This is a genomic window from Mycobacterium sp. NGS22 (assembly GCF_059813095.1).
In genome coordinates this window covers 19174-36207 of the sequence record NZ_JCALDY010000037.1, presented here as the reverse complement: position 1 = coordinate 36207, position 17034 = coordinate 19174, and the positions used below count along the sequence as shown (strand labels likewise).

The 17034-nt window shown below is 66.1% G+C and carries 13 protein-coding genes; 6 read left to right on the top strand and 7 right to left on the bottom strand.

Annotation, left to right across the window (positions count from 1 at the left end):
* Together AC5Y47_RS23320 and AC5Y47_RS23315 are read right to left on the bottom strand one after the other, a co-directional pair.
* The coding region (locus AC5Y47_RS23320) for an IniB N-terminal domain-containing protein (RefSeq protein ID WP_499946614.1) at positions 1 to 623 on the bottom strand (623 nt) is incomplete at its 3' end.
* Between the two features lie 268 nt (positions 624 to 891).
* Positions 892 to 1434 carry an Rv0340 family IniB-related protein gene (locus AC5Y47_RS23315; RefSeq protein WP_499946613.1) on the bottom strand — a complete coding sequence of 181 codons (543 nt, stop codon included), beginning with the start codon at positions 1432 to 1434 and terminating at the stop codon, positions 892 to 894.
* A gap of 216 nt (positions 1435 to 1650) precedes the next feature.
* On the opposite strand from AC5Y47_RS23315, the gene iniR reads away from it, so the two are divergent.
* The 3 genes from iniR (at position 1651) to AC5Y47_RS23300 (ending at position 8593) form a co-directional block, all read left to right on the top strand.
* Complete coding sequence (gene iniR / locus AC5Y47_RS23310; RefSeq protein WP_499946612.1) at positions 1651 to 4080, top strand: isoniazid response ATPase/transcriptional regulator IniR; 2430 nt, start codon at positions 1651 to 1653, stop codon at positions 4078 to 4080.
* 220 nt (positions 4081 to 4300) lie between these two features.
* A complete protein-coding gene (locus tag AC5Y47_RS23305; RefSeq protein ID WP_499946615.1) occupies positions 4301 to 7273 on the top strand; it encodes a (Fe-S)-binding protein in 2973 nt (990 codons plus the stop codon).
* A 30-nt stretch (positions 7274 to 7303) separates the two neighbouring features.
* Positions 7304 to 8593: a pyridoxal phosphate-dependent aminotransferase gene (locus AC5Y47_RS23300; RefSeq protein ID WP_499946611.1), complete on the top strand. Its 1290-nt coding sequence runs from the start codon at positions 7304 to 7306 to the stop codon at positions 8591 to 8593.
* A 15-nt stretch (positions 8594 to 8608) separates the two neighbouring features.
* Here AC5Y47_RS23300 and rfbA read toward each other — a convergent pair whose 3' ends face one another.
* From rfbA to AC5Y47_RS23285, 3 genes are read right to left on the bottom strand one after another with little or no spacing between them, the layout of a single operon-like run.
* Positions 8609 to 9475: a glucose-1-phosphate thymidylyltransferase RfbA gene (rfbA, locus tag AC5Y47_RS23295; protein WP_499946610.1), complete on the bottom strand. Its 867-nt coding sequence runs from the start codon at positions 9473 to 9475 to the stop codon at positions 8609 to 8611.
* Positions 9476 to 9477: 2 nt separating this feature from the next.
* The gene (locus tag AC5Y47_RS23290) at positions 9478 to 9852 is read right to left on the bottom strand and encodes a nuclear transport factor 2 family protein (protein WP_499946609.1); all 375 of its coding nucleotides are present in this window, start codon (positions 9850 to 9852) and stop codon (positions 9478 to 9480) included.
* Positions 9853 to 9863: 11 nt separating this feature from the next.
* Positions 9864 to 10619 (bottom strand): maleylpyruvate isomerase family mycothiol-dependent enzyme, encoded by a 756-nt coding sequence (locus AC5Y47_RS23285; RefSeq protein ID WP_499946608.1) that lies wholly within the window; start codon positions 10617 to 10619, stop codon positions 9864 to 9866.
* Between the two features lie 104 nt (positions 10620 to 10723).
* On the opposite strand from AC5Y47_RS23285, the gene AC5Y47_RS23280 reads away from it, so the two are divergent.
* Genes AC5Y47_RS23280 through AC5Y47_RS23270 form a run of 3 tightly spaced genes read left to right on the top strand, consistent with a single transcriptional unit; the run spans position 10724 to position 14718 of the window.
* Entirely contained in the window at positions 10724 to 12220 is a 1497-nt protein-coding gene (locus AC5Y47_RS23280) for an HNH endonuclease signature motif containing protein (protein WP_499946607.1), read from the top strand.
* Positions 12221 to 12254: 34 nt separating this feature from the next.
* On the top strand, positions 12255 to 12884 hold the full coding sequence (locus AC5Y47_RS23275) for a TetR/AcrR family transcriptional regulator (protein ID WP_499946606.1): 630 nt from the start codon (positions 12255 to 12257) through the stop codon (positions 12882 to 12884).
* Positions 12885 to 12942: 58 nt separating this feature from the next.
* Positions 12943 to 14718, top strand: coding sequence for an N-acyl-D-amino-acid deacylase family protein (locus AC5Y47_RS23270; protein WP_499946605.1), 1776 nt, complete (start codon positions 12943 to 12945; stop codon positions 14716 to 14718).
* Between the two features lie 4 nt (positions 14719 to 14722).
* On the opposite strand, the gene AC5Y47_RS23265 is transcribed toward AC5Y47_RS23270, so the two are convergent.
* Both AC5Y47_RS23265 and AC5Y47_RS23260 read right to left on the bottom strand, forming a co-directional pair.
* Positions 14723 to 15634 carry a metal-dependent hydrolase gene (locus AC5Y47_RS23265; RefSeq protein ID WP_499946604.1) on the bottom strand — a complete coding sequence of 304 codons (912 nt, stop codon included), beginning with the start codon at positions 15632 to 15634 and terminating at the stop codon, positions 14723 to 14725.
* Positions 15635 to 15681: 47 nt separating this feature from the next.
* On the bottom strand, positions 15682 to 17013 hold the full coding sequence (locus AC5Y47_RS23260; protein ID WP_499946603.1) for a UDP-glucose dehydrogenase family protein: 1332 nt from the start codon (positions 17011 to 17013) through the stop codon (positions 15682 to 15684).
* Positions 17014 to 17034 lie beyond the last annotated feature (21 nt).

Below are 17034 nucleotides of genomic sequence, written 5' to 3'. Positions count from 1 at the left end.
CCCGCTTCTACTTCAAAGCCGACACCCACGCCGGCCTGCGCGCCCACGCCGACGCCGGTCCCCACGCCGAGACCGACACCGGCGCCAATTCCGGCTTGCACGCCGAACTCGACATCCAGACCGGCCTGAGCACCCACACCAGCTTCGGCCACCAATCCGCCCGTCGGTCCGACAACGGGCAGTCCGGGAGCACCCACGACCGGACCGACGACGTTCGGCCCGACAAGTCCGGCATCCGCCGCGACGACGTTGGCCACTCCGAAGCCGACGTCGCCGGCAGCCAGCGCAGCATCGGTAGCGATGAACCCGACGTCGTTCGCCACGACGCCGGCGTCGCCGACGATCGGCGCGGCGGCACCGAAAACTGGGCCGGCATCCGGGCCCGCGAATGTCGGCGGTGCAAAGCCGTGTTGAACCGCTACCGCCTGTTGCAACCCGCCAATCGGGTCGTCCGAGGAGATGTTCAGGCCAGGCACCGCGTCTGCGGCCACCGAGGAGATCTGGGTCGGGGACACGTTGACCAGTCCGGCGCTGGTCATGGCCTGTCCGGGAGCGGCGACAAATGACCGCGCCGCCTCTTCGTTGCGGAACAGGCTCAGGATGTAGTCGACAAGCGAGGTCATTGTTGTTTCCCTTCAATCGAAACCGTGAAGCATTCGCCGAAGTGACCGGCGCTCTGTCATAAACCGTATGGATTTCGCGGGCTCAGCAAATCGGGGTCAGTTCCCCCAGCCTGGTGAAGACTTATCGGGATACCGGGGTCTACCCCATTAGGGGGTTAGGGGAAATTTCGGACTCCCCATCCCGAGCCTGAATACCGCCCTACTGACAACCGTTTGCGCACGTCAACCACCCATCTCTGGCGGCGCAGACGGGGTAGGTAAACGGAAATCAGCCGTGGATGCCGAAGTCGTGATGATCGGGCTGGCCGTCGTGGGGATGGGCATCGGGATGAATGATCGCGTGATCCCAGATACCGGGGTCGCTCACCGGGAACGCCGCATGTTCGAAGCCGATATGCGCCGAATCACCGCCGCTGAACAGCGCCGACGGCTCGTGCTGACCGATGCCCGCGGGCTGGGGACTCGCCGGCACATCGCCTGGCTCAGGCACAACCGAATGACTGATGACACCGCTGACCGGAGCCTGGTCATGCACCGCAGGGGCGGGGATGTGGGGCGTGAACGCATCGAAGGCGGCCGTCGCGGCCCCGCTTGCCCAGACATTGCCGTAATCGGCGACCGGAGCTCCGACAACAGGACCGGACATCGACAACGAATCCGACACCATCGGAATGAGGTTGTTGACATCAGTGCTGGTCACGTCAGTCAGATTGGCGTCGGCGATGGCTTGAGCAGGGTTCGCGGCGTAGCGCGCCGCGGCGTCGGGGTCACGCACCAGGGAGATGACGAAGTCGAGCAACGAGTTTGCCACCACGCACCTCCTTGCCACCCCGGCCCACCTGAATCCTGCGTTAGCCAGATGCTATCGGTTACACCGACTCGCGTGTTCGGTACGAATCCCGCCCGCCCCAGGCCATCGTTAGGGGATGTGACGTTAGGGGATCGCCGGGGTTACGGGGCAATTAGCGGCTATGGTGAGGAAACCGCTGCTGACCACGGTGGGACATAGGGGGTGGACGACGCATCCATGACCGACTACCTGACCCACATCCCGCGACCCGCGCGCATCCTGATCGACGATGTCGCTGATGCCTCGACTGTCCCGGTGCGAGCCTTCGTGGCGGGCGGCATCGGCAGCGGCAAGACCACCACGCTGAGCGCCGTCAAAGACGCCTTGCGGCGCGCCGGAGTCCCGACGCTCACCCGCCCGCCCCGCGACGACGACCCACCTGACGCGGCGCTGCTCGTCGACGACGCCCATCTGCTTACCGATGCCGAGTTGCGCCAACTGACTGATCGAGTCACCGACGGACACTCGACCGTCATCGCCACCGCCGAAACCCACGAGCACCGGCCGGCGTTGCGGTCCCTGGCGATGGCAATCGAGCGCGACCGACCGCGTATCTCCCTGAGTCCGGTACCTGTCGACCCGCAATTGCTGGATTGCACCGCCGGTCTGCCCCTCTTGCTCCACGCGGTGTCCGACGGCGATGGGTCGCCAGAACAATCGGCTCGACTGGCGCTTGCCGAGCGGCTGCGCCGGATCGACGAGCCCGCATTGGACACGTTGCTCATCATGTCCTTGGCCCAGGAGCTGGGCCCCGCCGATGTGGCTGCAGCGCTTGGTATTTCGATGGCGGACGCCCGAATCCTCGTCGACCGAACCCGGGCCGGCGGACTCGCCCAGCCGTCGCACCCGCCCGCGTTTCTGCAACTTGTGCACGACGCGGTGGCCCAGATCGTCGGCAACACGCACCACCGGGAGGTCGAATCCTCGTTGCTGCGTTCACAACTCGACATCTCGACGGTCACGCCGGGTCTGGCACTGCGGCTGGCCGAACATGGACTCCGCGACGAACGCCTGGCTGGCATCCTCACCCAACATGCCGCCGACACGCACGCCGATTCCGCCCATGCAGCGCGGCTGTACCGGGCGGCGGTCCAGGCGGGGGCCGAAGGGCTGAAGCCCCGTCTGGCAGACGCGCTCGTCGAAACCGGGGACTGTGCCGCGGCTGCGGCGTTGGCCGATGACCTGCTCGCCTCACCCGATGCCGCCGAACGCGCGGCGGCGGTGCGGATCGCGGCCAGCGTCGCGACGCAAAACGGGAACTCTGCGCAGGCAGCGGACCTGTTCGGTTGGCTCGGCCCGTACCCGGACGCCGTGGTGGCGGCTGCGGCCACGATCGTGCTGACCGGGACCGGTGACCTGACGACAGCTCGCGCCGCGCTGCAGCTCAAAGATGCGGGACCGCCGACCATGGCCGCGCGTGCCTCACGCAGTCTGGCGGAAGGTCTGCTGTTGACCTTGGAACAGCCGTACCCCACTGCGATGGCAAAGCTCAGTCAAGCCATCGCCGTCGAACACGCGATCGGCGGTGCCTTTCCGGACAGTCCGGCCGCGTTGGTCACCCTGGCCGCCATCCACGGCGGCGATCCGGTGCGCGCACACAGCGTGATCGGTCGTGCCGTCCGCGCCGGGGGCGATGTGCTGTTCCGACGTCGACACCTGCTGTTGTGCGGGTGGATCAAGATGCAGGAAGGACAACTGGCATCAGCCGGCGCCGACGTCGCCGCGGCCACCGTCGGGGGGGATCTGAACCGGCGAGATGCGTTGTGGGCCGGTGCCTTGCAAACCGCGATCGCTCGTCGCAGTGGCGATACCGGTGCGCTGCAGAAGAATTGGTATGTCGCCATGGAGGTGCTGGCCGAATACTCCCTCGACCTGTTCGCCCTACTCCCGCTGGGCGAATTGTGGGTCGCAGCCGCGCGGATGCGACACGTCGACCAACTGCAACACAGCCTGGATCAGGCTTTTATGCTGCTCAGTTCGCTCGGAAACCCTGCGCTGTGGTCGAACTCGCTGCACTGGGCCGGCGTACACGCGGCGATCCTGGCCAACTCGCCGGAATCCGTCGCACCACACGGGCAGGCATTGAGCACGGCGGCACCCTACAGCTCTCTCGCACAAGCACTTTCCGCGGCCGGCCGAACCTGGCTGCGCGTCCTGGCCGATCAGGTCGACGCCGACGAGGTCACCGCGGCCGCGCGGGCCCTTTCCCACGTGGGGTTGACCTCGGATGCGACCAGGCTGGCCGGCCAGGCGGCCCTGCAAACACCCGATGCCCGGATCTCGGGAGCGATGCTCCAACTCGCGCGGGACCTGAAGCTGGGAACCGGTTTCAGCGAGCCGCTTGCCGGCGCGGGCGAGCCGGCGCACACTGCCGAGCCCATGTCGGCGCCGCGTCAGCCCCCGTCGGGTTCCCCGTTGTCGGACCGCGAACGCGAAGTCGCCGAACTCCTGCTGTTGGGCATGCCCTACCGCGACATCGGCGCCCAGCTGTTCATCTCGGCGAAGACGGTCGAGCATCACGTTGCCCGCATCCGCCGCCGACTCGGCGCGGGGTCACGTTCCGAGATGCTCTCGATGCTGCGCGCGATGATGGTCCCGGAACCATGAGCCGCCGGTTGTTTGTCTGATCACACCGCAGCCCCTCCGGGCTGGTGATCTGCGCAAACTTAGGTTTGCCTTTCTCGCGGCGCATGCCACAAAGGTGTCAGTATGGGCTGGTTAAGCAGCAAAGGCGCCTCTAACGCGTTGCTGCCCTTCTGAGTGACGATGAATGAGGTGACCTTCCGTGGACCACCAGACCATCATCAGGCTCGTTGTGGGCCTGGGTATGACCGCGATCGTAGCCGCGCTGGCTCTGCGACGCGTCTGGTGGCTGTACAGGCTGGTGATGTCCGGACAGCCGACCACCGGACGAACCGACGACATCGGTACCCGCGTCTGGGCACAGATCTCCGAAGTGTTCGGACAACGCAAACTGCTCAAGTGGTCCATCCCCGGGTTGGCGCACTTCTTCACAATGTGGGGCTTCTTCATCCTGGCCACGGTCTACGTCGAGGCCTATGGCGCCCTTTTCGACTCCCATTTCCACATCCCGATCGTCGGCCGCTGGAACGCGCTGGGCTTCCTGCAGGACTTCATTGCGCTCAGCGTCCTGGCCGGCATCATCACGTTCTCGATCATCCGGTTGCGCTCCGAGCCAAAGGAATATGGGCGTTCGTCACGGTTCTACGGCTCACACACAGGCGGCGCCTGGCTGATCCTGTTCATGATCTTCCTGGTCATCTTGACCTTCGCGATCTTCCGTGGCGCGTCGGCGAGCATCGGCACCCTGCCTTACGGCGGCGGCGCATTCTTCTCGCACGCCATGGGCGCGGTCATGGATGGTTTTGGGCGAGATGCCAATGAGTGGATCGAGACGATCGCTCTGCTGGCTCACATAGCGGTTGCGCTCGTCTTCCTGGTGATCGTGCTGAACTCCAAGCACTTGCACATCTTCCTGGCGCCGATCAACGTCACGTTCAAGCGACTGCCCGACGGGCTGGGCCCGCTGCTGCCGATCGAAGCCGACGGCAAGCCGATCGACTTCGAAAACCCGCCCGACGACGCCGAATTCGGCCGCGGCAAGATCGAGGACTTCACCTGGAAGGGCATGCTCGACTTCGCCACCTGTACCGAGTGCGGGCGCTGTCAGTCGCAGTGCCCGGCGTGGAACACCGCCAAGCCGTTGTCGCCCAAGCTCGTCATCATGGACCTGCGCGACCACTGGATGGCCAAGGCGCCCTACATCCTTGGCGAGAAGCCGAGTCCGCTGGAGAGCACCCCGGAAGGGGGCATCGGCGAGGAGTTGCGCGGCGAAAAGCACGCCGAGGAGCATCACGTCCCCGAGTCCGGCTTCGGCCGCATCATGGGCTCCGGACCCGAGCAGGCGACGCGGCCGCTGGTCGGCACCCTGGAGCAGGGCGGTGTCATCGATCCGGATGTGTTGTGGTCCTGTGTAACCTGCGGTGCCTGCGTCGAGCAGTGCCCGGTCGATATCGAGCACATCGATCACATCGTGGACATGCGGCGCTATCAGGTGATGATGGAGTCGGAGTTCCCGTCCGAGCTGTCGGTGTTGTTCAAGAACCTGGAGAACAAGGGCAACCCGTGGGGGCAGAACGCCTCTGAGCGCACCAGTTGGATCGACGAGGTCGACTTCGACGTCCCGGTGTTCGGCGAGGACGTCGAAAGCTTCGCGGGCTACGAGTATCTGTTCTGGGTCGGCTGCGCCGGTGCCTACGACGACAAAGCCAAGAAGACCACAAAGGCTGTCGCCGAACTACTTTCGATCGCCGGAGTGAAGTTCATGGTGCTGGGCACCGGCGAGACGTGTAACGGCGATTCCGCGCGCCGCTCGGGCAACGAGTTCCTCTTCCAGCAGCTGGCCCAGCAGGCCATCGAAACCCTCGACGGGGTGTTCGAGGGTGTGGAGACCGTCGACCGCAAGGTCGTCGTCACCTGCCCGCACTGCTTCAACACCCTGGGCAAGGAATACCGGCAGTTGGGCAGCAACTACACCGTGCTGCACCACACCCAGTTGCTGAACCGGCTGGTACGCGACGACAAGCTGGTGCCGGTGAATGCGGTGTCCCAGGAAATCACCTACCACGACCCGTGCTACCTGGGCCGCCACAACAAGGTCTACGAAGCGCCGCGCGAGCTGATCGGCGCCGCGGGAGCCACCCTCACCGAGATGCCGCGGCACGCCGAGCGCAGCTTCTGCTGCGGCGCCGGCGGCGCGCGGATGTGGATGGAAGAGCACATCGGTAAGCGCATCAACCACGAGCGCGTCGACGAGGCGCTGGCCACCAATGCCAGCACCGTCGCCGTCGCATGCCCGTTCTGCCGGGTGATGGTGACCGACGGTGTCAACGACCGGCAGGAAGAAGCGGGCCGCAGCGGCGTCGAGGTGCTCGACGTGGCTCAGGTACTGCTCGGGTCGATCGACCGCGACAGCGTGAAACTGCCGGAGAAGGGCACCGCAGCCAAAGAAGCCGAAGAGCGGGCGGCGAAAGTGGAGAAGGCGGAGCCCAAAGCCGCTGCCCCCGCCGCTCCGGTCGAGGCCGAGCCCGAGGCTGAAGAACCGGCCGAGGCCCCCGCCGAGAAGCCGGCCGCGGCAGCGCCGGTCAAGGGGCTGGGCATGGCCGGTGGGGCGAAGAGGCCCGGCGCCAAGAAGACGGCAGCCCCGGCCGCCACTACAGCCGAAGCGCCGTCGAAAACCGAAACCCCGGCAGCACCGGCCAAGGGACTGGGCATGGCAGCTGGCGCCAAGCGGCCCGGCGCCAAGAAGACGGCCGCCACGCCGGCAGAGCCTGAAGCGACCAAGGCGTCCGAGCCCAAGGAAGGCGAACCCCCCAAACCCGCCGCACCGGTCAAGGGGTTGGGTCTGGCCGCGGGCGCCAAGCGTCCCGGCGAGAAGACAGCCAAGCGTCCTGGGCCGGCGAAGCCGCAAGCGCCGACCGAAGACGCGGCGGTCGGGGGTGGCGAGGCGCCCGCGGCTGAGGAGGCCAAGCCGCCGAAACCCGAGGCACCGGTGAAGGGCCTGGGTATCGCAGCCGGCGCCAAGCGGCCCGGCGCCAAGAAGAGCCCGGCCGCCAAACCCGCCACGCCCGCCGAGCCCGAACCCGAAGCCGAACCCGAACCCGAAGCAAAGTCCGAGCCGGCGCCGTCCAACGGCGAGCCGGCCGCCCCGGCGACTCCCGCCGCGCCGGTCAAGGGCCTCGGACTGGCCAAGGGCGCGCGTCCGCCAGGTAAGCGCTGATCACGGTTTGACACCGATCAGCAAATATCAGTGGACAGCGATGGCAGCATGGGTGACGTGACTACGCACCAATTCACCGCGCACACCTCCGGCCACCACCGGCAGCGCGCGTTCGCGCAGTCGTCCAAGTTGCAGGATGTCCTGTACGAGATCCGCGGTCCGGTGCACGCGCACGCCGCCCGGCTGGAAGCCGAGGGGCACCGCATCCTCAAGCTCAACATCGGCAATCCGGCGCCGTTCGGCTTCGAGGCTCCCGACGTGATCATGCGCGACATGATCCAGGCGCTGCCGTATGCGCAGGGTTATTCGGACTCCAAGGGCATTTTGCCGGCCCGTCGCGCGGTGGTCACCCGCTACGAACTGGTCCCCGGTTTCCCGAAATTCGACGTCGACGACGTCTACCTCGGCAACGGCGTCTCCGAGTTGATCACGATGACGCTGCAAGCGTTGCTGGACAACGGCGACCAGGTGTTGATCCCGGCTCCCGACTACCCGCTGTGGACGGCGTCGACGTCGCTGGCGGGCGGCACCCCGGTGCACTACCTGTGCGACGAGACCCAGGACTGGCAGCCGGATATCGCCGACATCGAGTCGAAGATCACCGAGCGCACCAAGGCGCTGGTGGTGATCAACCCGAACAACCCGACCGGGGCGGTCTACAGCAGCGAAATCCTCACGCAGATGGCCGCTTTGGCACGCAAACACGAGTTGCTGCTGCTCGCCGACGAAATCTACGACAAGATCCTCTATGACGACGCCAAGCACACCAGTCTCGCGACGCTGGCGCCGGACATGTTGTGCCTGACCTTCAACGGCCTGTCCAAGGCCTACCGGGTCGCCGGATACCGCGCCGGCTGGCTGGCGATCACCGGGCCCAAGGACCACGCCAGCAGCTTCATCGAGGGGATCAGCCTGCTGGCCAACATGCGCCTGTGCCCGAATGTCCCTGCGCAGCACGCGATTCAGGTTGCGCTGGGCGGCTATCAGAGCATCGACGATCTGGTGCTGCCCGGCGGCAGGCTGCTCGAGCAGCGCGACGTCGCGTGGAACAAGCTCAACGAGATCCCCGGGGTGTCCTGCACCAAGCCCGAGGGTGCGCTGTATGCGTTTCCGCGGCTCGACCCCGAGGTCTACGACATCGACGACGACGAGCAGCTCGTCCTCGACCTGTTGCTGCAGGAGAAGATCCTGGTCACCCAGGGCACCGGATTCAATTGGCCCGCACCGGATCACCTGCGAATCGTGACCCTGCCGTGGGCACGTGACCTCGCGTCGGCCATCGAGCGGTTGGGCAACTTCTTGACCAGCTACCGTCAGTAGTGGTTCAGCAGCGAACTAGCTGCGCTGCAACAACTCCAGCAGATAACCGCCGTATCCGGACTTGGTCAGTGCGCGGGCCCGTTGCTCCAGCTGCCCGTCGTCGATCCAGCCCCGTCGCCACGCAACCTCTTCGGGCACACTGACTTTCAGTCCCTGCCGCAGTTCCAGTGTTCGGACGAAGTCGGAGGCGTCCAGCAGCGAGTCGAATGTCCCGGTGTCCAGCCACGCCGTCCCGCGGGCCATCACCTCCACCGAAAGCTGACCACGGTTCAGATAGATCTGGTTCACTTCGGTGATTTCGTACTCGCCACGCGCCGACTTCTTCAGGCCCTTGGCGATCTCGATCACGTCGTTGTCATAGAAGTACAAGCCGGGCACCGCATAGTTCGACTTGGGCGTCTGTGGCTTCTCCTCCAACGACACCGCCATGCCACCACCATCGAATTCCACCACACCGTAAGCCGACGGGTTGGCGACCCAGTACGCGAAAACCGCTCCGCCTGAGACGTTTTGGAAACGACTGAGGCGGGTTCCCAAGCCCGGACCGTAGAAGATGTTGTCTCCCAACACCAATGCCACCGAGTCATTACCGATGTGGTCGGCTCCCAGGACAAAAGCCTGCGCCAGTCCGTCCGGGCTGTCCTGCGTCACCCAGCTGAGGTTGATGCCGAATTGCGAACCGTCCCCGAGCAGTCGACGGAAACCGGCCGCGTCATGCGGAGTGGTGATCACCAGTATGTCGCGGATGCCGGCCATCATCAGTGTGGACAGCGGGTAGTAGATCATCGGCTTGTCGTAGACCGGCAACAGCTGCTTGCTGATTCCGATGGTGATCGGGTGCAGGCGGGTGCCCGAACCGCCGGCCAGGATGATTCCACGCATGCTCAGTCGACCCGATCGGTTTCGGTGAGTTCGGTCGCCGCCAGCGCCGACCGCAGATCTTCGTGTCGGAACACCGATGTCACGTGGTCGCGAACCACCCGGAACGCCGACGCATTCGTGGTGATGGCTGCACCGTCCTTGCGACCGTTGATCGTCTGCTCGACCACCACCACACCGTCGCGCACATACATCCGGCCCAGCTCCGCCGTCGTGGCGAGGGAGCCGGCCCATTCGCGTAGCGCTTGATGACCCTGCGCGCCGCCGTGGGCGTCACCGAAATCGATGTCGTCACTGGACAAGCTGACCAACGTCTCGATGTCAGCGGCGTTGAGGGCGTCGTGCCACGCCAGAACGGTTGCGATCTCCGAAGTGGTCATGGCCTGCAAGTCTAGAGAGGGGTGCGATCAAGCCATCGTTGCCATACGGCGTCGTCGCCGAAGAGGTTGATTCCGGTGTCGGCCAGCGCGACTCGCCGGGTCATCGCGAGCAGCAAATCGGTGGCGCCGCCGCGCAACGCCACCGTGCCCTTGCCGTGCTCGTGCGACCACGCGATCTGACCTTCGCGCAGCCGGACCGTCCATTCGCCGGCCTCACCCAATCCGGGGTCGGTGGCGTGCAGGTGCACGGTGTCGCCGTCCTCGAGTGGCATTGGCGCACCGTCGCTTCCGGCCCGAATCACGATGCGCTCGAGGAATTCGTCGATGCCGTCGGCGGCCACGGCAGCGTCCAGCATGAAGGTGCTGCCGATCGCGATCGCGGCATCGGCGCGATGCACAACGTTCTCGTGCAGCCGGCGGCGGATCCACCAACGTGCGGCCCGCGGCCCGAGGAAGGTCCACACCTGCGTCTCCGCGCCCGTCTGATCGACGGCATCGACCAGGAGTCGGGCGCCGCCGTTCAACCAGGAGATCGCGTCATCGAGGCCCGGCGGCGGCTTGCCGCCCTCGACGCTGCGGAAATCCAGAAAGCTGTCCATCCGGTCACGCACGATCTGCGCGGCCCAGCGGTCACCACGACCGACATGGCGAAAAAGTTGGTCGATGCTCCAGCCGGGGCAAGTCGGCACCGGCGTGGACTGATTGGCGCCGCGGATCAGCTCCCCGAACGCACGGGTCTCCCCGAGGTAGGCCGAGGCGTAATCCACTCGGACGACGCTACTCGTCGCTGGTTTATCCCCACATGGCGATTCATCCACATCCGGTCTCGACCTGCCGCCACTTGTCGGTGGAGATCGCTATATTCGAAAGTATGTTCGATGACTTGAAGGGCGCTGACGACGCCACGTTGGTGTCGATCATGGACGCCGCCACGCGTGACGAAGCCGTCGAGGCGGCACGGCGGTTCGCGGCCATTGCCGAGCTCGTGGAGCGTCACGCCCCTGGACCCACCGCCACCGGGCGCTGGTCCTGCGACCATTGGGACGCGATCGCCGCCCAGATCGGCGCCGCGCTGAATATCAGCCACAATCTGGCCTCCAGCCAGATGTATCAGGCCATGGAACTGCACCAGCGGCTTCCGGCGGTCGCCGCGTTGTTCGGTCAAGGCCGGTTGAGTCTGCGGCTCGTCAGCACGATCCTCTGGCACACTAGCCTGATCAAAGACCCCACCGTGCTGGGCGTGGTGGACGCAATCCTGGCAAATGACGCGTTGCATTACGGGCCGCTCTCGTCGTCGAAGACCGCACGGGCGATCGACGCCATCATTGACCGCTACGACCCCGTCGCGGTACGGCGTTACCGCGACAGCGCCCGCGGCCGGGACGTGGTGATCAGACCCGGTGACGACGGCACCGCCGACCTGTGGGGATCGTTGCTGGCCACCGATGCCGCGGTGCTGGACCGCCGCCTCGACGACATGGCACGGCAGGTGTGTGCCGATGATCCGCGCACGCTGGGCCAGCGCCGGGCCGACGCGCTCGGCACACTGGCCGCCGGTGGTGACCGGCTGGCGTGCTGCTGTGAGGACGCCGACTGCCCTGCCAAAGTGTCCGACGCCCGCGCGGAGGCAGTGGTCATCCACGTCGTCGCCGACGCCGCCTCCCTCGACGCCGAACCCGACCCTCAAATCCACGGTGAGATACCGCTGACGCCGATCGACCCGGACAACCCGCTTCGCGCGGTGCCCAAGCCCGATCCCGAACCACCCACGCTGTGGCGGCCGTCCGGGCAGATCATCGCTGGACAAACCGTGCCTGCCTCACTGTTGGCGGAGCTGATCGCGGCCGGCGCCAAGGCCTTGCCCCTGACCCATCCCACCGAAGCCGCGCCCGGCTACCGCATTCCCGCTGCGATGGCCCGCTTCGTGCGCTGCCGTGACATGACCTGCCGTTTTCCCGGCTGCGACCGGCCTGCCGTCGGCTGCGACCTCGACCATGGCATCGCCTACCCGTTCGGGTCCACCCACCCGTCCGTGCTGCGCTGTCTGTGCCGAAAACATCACCTGCTCAAGACCTTTTGGATCGGGCCACCCGGGTGGCGGGACCGGCAACTACCAGACGGCACCATCATCTGGACCGCTCCGACCGGGCATACCTATGCGACCCGCCCCGGGAGCCGGCTGCTGTTTCCCACCCTGAGCCGGCCCACCGGATCAGCTCCGGTCGTCGCCGCGCCGCAAGCAGACTGCGACATCCGTAGCGTGATGATGCCGATCCGGCGACGCACCCGTGCCCAGGACCGCGAATACCGGATCGACGCCGAACGCGCCCTCAACGAAATCGACCTGAAGGCGGAGCGCACCGCCTGAAAACACGCCCCGCCGAGGCCGTAACGTCTCAACCATGCGCACCCACGGCTGGGGCGGTGCCAAGCCCGCGACCGACGAAGAGGCGATCGAACGCATCCTCGACGCGGCCAGCCAGGCTATCGACCAGCGTGGCGGGGACATGCGCATTGCCGACGTGGCACGAACGCTGGGCGTCTCCCGCCAGACCGTCTACAACTACTTCCCCGGCACCAACACACTCGTGGAGGCCGCCGCCACCCGCTCCGGCATGAGATTCCTGGAGCGGCTGGCCGAACACCTGGCCGGCATGACCGACCCCGTCGATGCGCTGGTGGAAAGCCTGGCTTTCACCCTGGAATGGCTACCGAACGATCGGCACGTGCAATTGATGCTGGTGCACAACTTCACCAAGGCGTCGACCGGTGTCACCTCGGAGATGGGCATCAAGTTCGGCCACGGCATCCTGGCGGGCCTGGACGTCGACTGGGCGGACGTCGGGGTCCAGGACGACGATCTCGACGATCTCGCCGAATACATGCTGCGGATATTGCAGTCATTCATGATCGACCCGGGCCGTCCCCCGCGAACCGGCGAAGTATTGAGGACCTATCTGCGCCGCTGGGTCGCGCCCACGCTCACCTCCGAACTCGCCAAAGCCCGGCAGCCGGAAACAACGCCGCAGTAGCCGCAGCGCCATGCTTGGACGGTATCGGTAAGCTGTCCACTCGAGTGAGGTGAGCACATTGACTTTCGACACAGTGGTCGCAAACGGCAGATGGTTCGACGGCACCGGAGCGCCGTCGGCCACCCGCGACATCGGCATCCGGGACGGCCGGGTGGTCGCCGTGTCGGCGGCACCGCTGGACACCGACGGTTGCCCCGATGTGGTTGACGCGCAAGGCAAGTGGGTGATCCCCGGCATCATCGACATCCACACCCATTACGACGCCGAAGTGCTGGCCGCACCGGCGTTGTCCGAGTCGGTGCGCCACGGCGTCACCACGATCGTCATGGGCTCGTGCTCGCTGTCGACCATCCATGTCGACGCCGGCGAAGCCGCCGACCTGTTCGGCCGGGTCGAGGCGATCCCGCACGAGCACGTGGTCCGCATCGTCGGCGAGCACCAGTCGTGGACGAACGCGAGTGAGTACATCGACGCGCTGGAGTCGCTGCCCCTGGGCCCCAACGTGACGGCCTTCATCGGGCACTCCGACATGCGGACAGCGGTGATGGGCCTGGACCGGTCGACCCGCGACGACGTGCGGCCCACCGCCGCCGAGCAAGACAAGATGGAACGGATGCTGACCGAGGCGCTGGACGCCGGGTTCCTCGGGATGTCTTCGCAGCAACTGCTTTTCGACAAGATCGACGGTGACACCTGCCGGTCGCGCACGCTGCCCTCGACGTACGCCAAGAGCCGCGAACTGCGGCGTCTGAAGAACCTGCTGCGCCGCACCGGCCGGGCCCTGCAATCGGGTCCCGACATCAGCCACCCGCAGAACATCGTGTCGCAGGCGCTGCAGTCCCTCGGCATCCGCCGGCCGCACCTCAAGACCAGCCTGTTGGCCGCCGCAGACATGAAGTCGGCGCCGGGCAGCGTGTGGCTGACCAGCTTCCTCGCAGCCGTCGTGAACCGGTTCGGCGGCGACTTCCGCTTCCAGCACCTGCCGGTGCCGTTCGAGGTGTACGCCGACGGGATCGACCTGGTGGTGTTCGAGGAATTCGGCGCCGGTGCCGCCGCTCTGCACCTCAAGGACGAAGTCGAACGCAACGCTTTGATGCGCGACGAGGAGTACCGCCGCCAATTCCGCAAGGACTACGACACCAAGTTCGGTCCGCGCGCGTGGCACCGGGACTTCTTCGACGCCGAGATCGTCGCCTGCCCCGACGAGTCGGTGGTCGGCAAGTCGTTCGGCCAGGTCGGCCTCGACCGCGGTGGGTTGCATCCGGTCGACGCGTTCCTGGATCTGGTACTCGAGCACGGCACCGCCGTCCGTTGGCGCACAACGATTTCCAATCACCGGCCCACGATGCTGCGACGGCTGGCGCGGATGGAAGGCTTGCAAATCGGCTTCTCGGACGCCGGAGCGCATCTGCGCAACATGGCGTTCTACAACTCCGGTCTGCGTCTGCTGCGCCACGTCAGGGATGCCGAAAAGGCCGGGCGGCCGTTCCTGTCGCCCGAGCAGGCCGTGCACCGGTTGACCGGCGAACTGGCCGACTGGTACGGACTGGATGCCGGCCACCTGCGGGTGGGCGACTGGGCCGATCTGGTGATCTTGGACCCCAAGCGCCTGGACGAGTCGCTGGATTCCTATCACGAGGCCAATGTCGAAGCCTACGGCGGACTTTCGCGCATGGTGAATCGCAACGACGAGACGGTTCAGGCCGTGTTCGTCTCCGGCCGGGCACTGTTCCGCGACGGGCAGCCGACGGAGATCCTGGGCCGCGAGCGCACCGGCGGCTTCCTGCGAGCCGACGGCACGCCGCGCAATGTGCCGCGGGCCGTGCCGGCGTGACAGGCTAGCTCGCGGCCCTGCCGTAGTAGTGCGCCATGTCTTCGCCGGCCGCGTGGCTGGCCATCCAGGTGTGGAACCAGTCCGGCACCTTTTCGTCGGCGGGATGATGCGCCGGCCACTGCGAACGCACAAGTCCGGCAACGAGTTTCAATAGCCGCCAGCCCGAGATGTCGCGGAAGGTGGTGTGGTATCCCGGCTTGAAGTACCTGCCGACGACGGGCAGGTGCTGCCGAAGTTCGATGCTCCACACCGCGACGGTGGCCACTTCGGGCGGGACTCCGATGTCTTCGGCCGGAACCGCCGCGGCGATACCGTCGGCGATCAGCGTCGCGATCTTGCTGACGTGGGCCATAGAGGTACGCAGTGAGCGCAGCCGATACCATCGGCTGCCCACCACACCGTCGAAGATCAGGTCGGCGCAACTCCGGTGTTCGATCTCCTCGATGTAGTGCCACAGAAACAGCGAAGCCACCCGAGAGTCCCCGTCGTACAACACATCTCGCTTCTCGATCATGAAGGTGAACAGCGGCGGGAAGGTGGCCTCCAGGCTGGCGATGTACGCCAGATGGAACTTCAGCGGTTGGGCCGCATACAAAGCCTCATAGGACGTGATGACGTCGTCGAGGGTGTCTGCGAGCGCGGGGTACTGCGCGATGAGCGAGTTAACGTGCTTACGGTGCGCGGCCGAATGCTGGGCCTCTTGGGCGAGAAAGACTTCGGCCTCGGCCCGCAGGTCCGCGTCGTCGATGACCTTGAGCGCGTCTTTGACGACCAGCACGATGTAGCGCTCGAACCCGACCGCGAAAAACGAGATCAGGTTGGACATCAACGCGGCAGCGGGATTGGCGGTGTTCCATCGAAACGGCACCGATTCGTCGATGTCGAAACGCATCTTCCGGAACGCCACCGCCGTCACGGACTCATCGTACGAGCTGACTGGACAGCCAGTCAATAATGTCCAGTCTACCGGCCGGGTCGCCGTGCTCCCAGCCGGAACACCTGCCAGCCGGCACCCTCCCAGCGAGCGACATCGAGGCAGTTGCGGCCGTCGACAACCACTCGGGCGCGCACCCGGTCGGCAAGTCTTTCCGGGTCGAGGTCGACGAATTCCCGCCACTCGGTCAGCACCAGCACGGCATCCGCTCGTTCACACGCTTCCTCGACCGACACCGCGTAATTCAGCGTCGGAAACAACCGATTTGCGTTGTCCAGGGCTTTCGGGTCATAGACGTTGACCCCGGCGCCGTTGAGTTGCAGCTGCCCGGCGACGTTGAGCGCCGGCGAGTCGCGCACGTCGTCGGATTCGGGCTTGAACGCCGCGCCGAGCACCCCGATGTTGGCGCCCAACAGCGATCCTCCGCACGCCGCGCTGGTCAGTTCGACCATGCGAGTGCGCCGGCGCATGTTGATGCTGTCCACCTCGCGCAGGAAGGTCAGGGCCTGGTCGGCACCCAGCTCACCGGCACGGGCCATGAACGCGCGGATGTCCTTCGGCAGGCAGCCGCCTCCGAAACCCAAGCCCGCGTTGAGGCATTGGCGTCCGATGCGCGGGTCGTGGCCGAGCGCGTCGGCGAGCACGCTGACGTCCGCGCCAGCGGCCTCGCACACCTCGGAAATGGCGTTGATGAACGAGATCTTGGTCGCCAGAAACGCATTCGCGGACACCTTGACCAATTCGGCGGTCTGCAAGTCGGTCACCATGAACGGCACCCCAGCGTCCAGCAGCGGACCGTACAGTTGCCGTACCGCCGGCTCTGCGTGTTTTGAATCGTCTTGCACGCCAAGCACAATGCGGTCCGGGTTGAGAGTGTCGTGCACCGCGTAACCCTCGCGCAGGAACTCCGGATTCCAGGCGATCTCCACGTCAACGCCCTCGGGTGCCAGCGCGGCCGCCCGCCGGCCCAGTTCGGCGGCGGTACCCACCGGCACGGTCGACTTTCCGACCAGCACCGACGCCCGGGTCAGCCGGGGCACCAGCGCGTCGACGACGGCGTGCACATGCCGTAGGTCGGCGCCGTACTCCCCCTTCTTCTGCGGCGTGCCGACGCCCAGGAAGTGCACGTCGGCGAACTCGGCGGCCATGTCGTAATCGGTGGTGAAGCGCAGCCGGCCCGCAGTGAGGTTGGCCTGCAACATCTTTCGCAGGCCAGGCTCGTAGAACGGGATATCACCCCCGGCCAGCTTGGCGACCTTGCCCGGGTCGATATCGACCCCGACGACGTCATGGCCCAACTCCGCCATTCCGACCGCGTGGGTGGCACCTAGGTAACCGGTTCCGAAAACCGTGCATCGCATACCACTGTGTGTAGGTGGCTG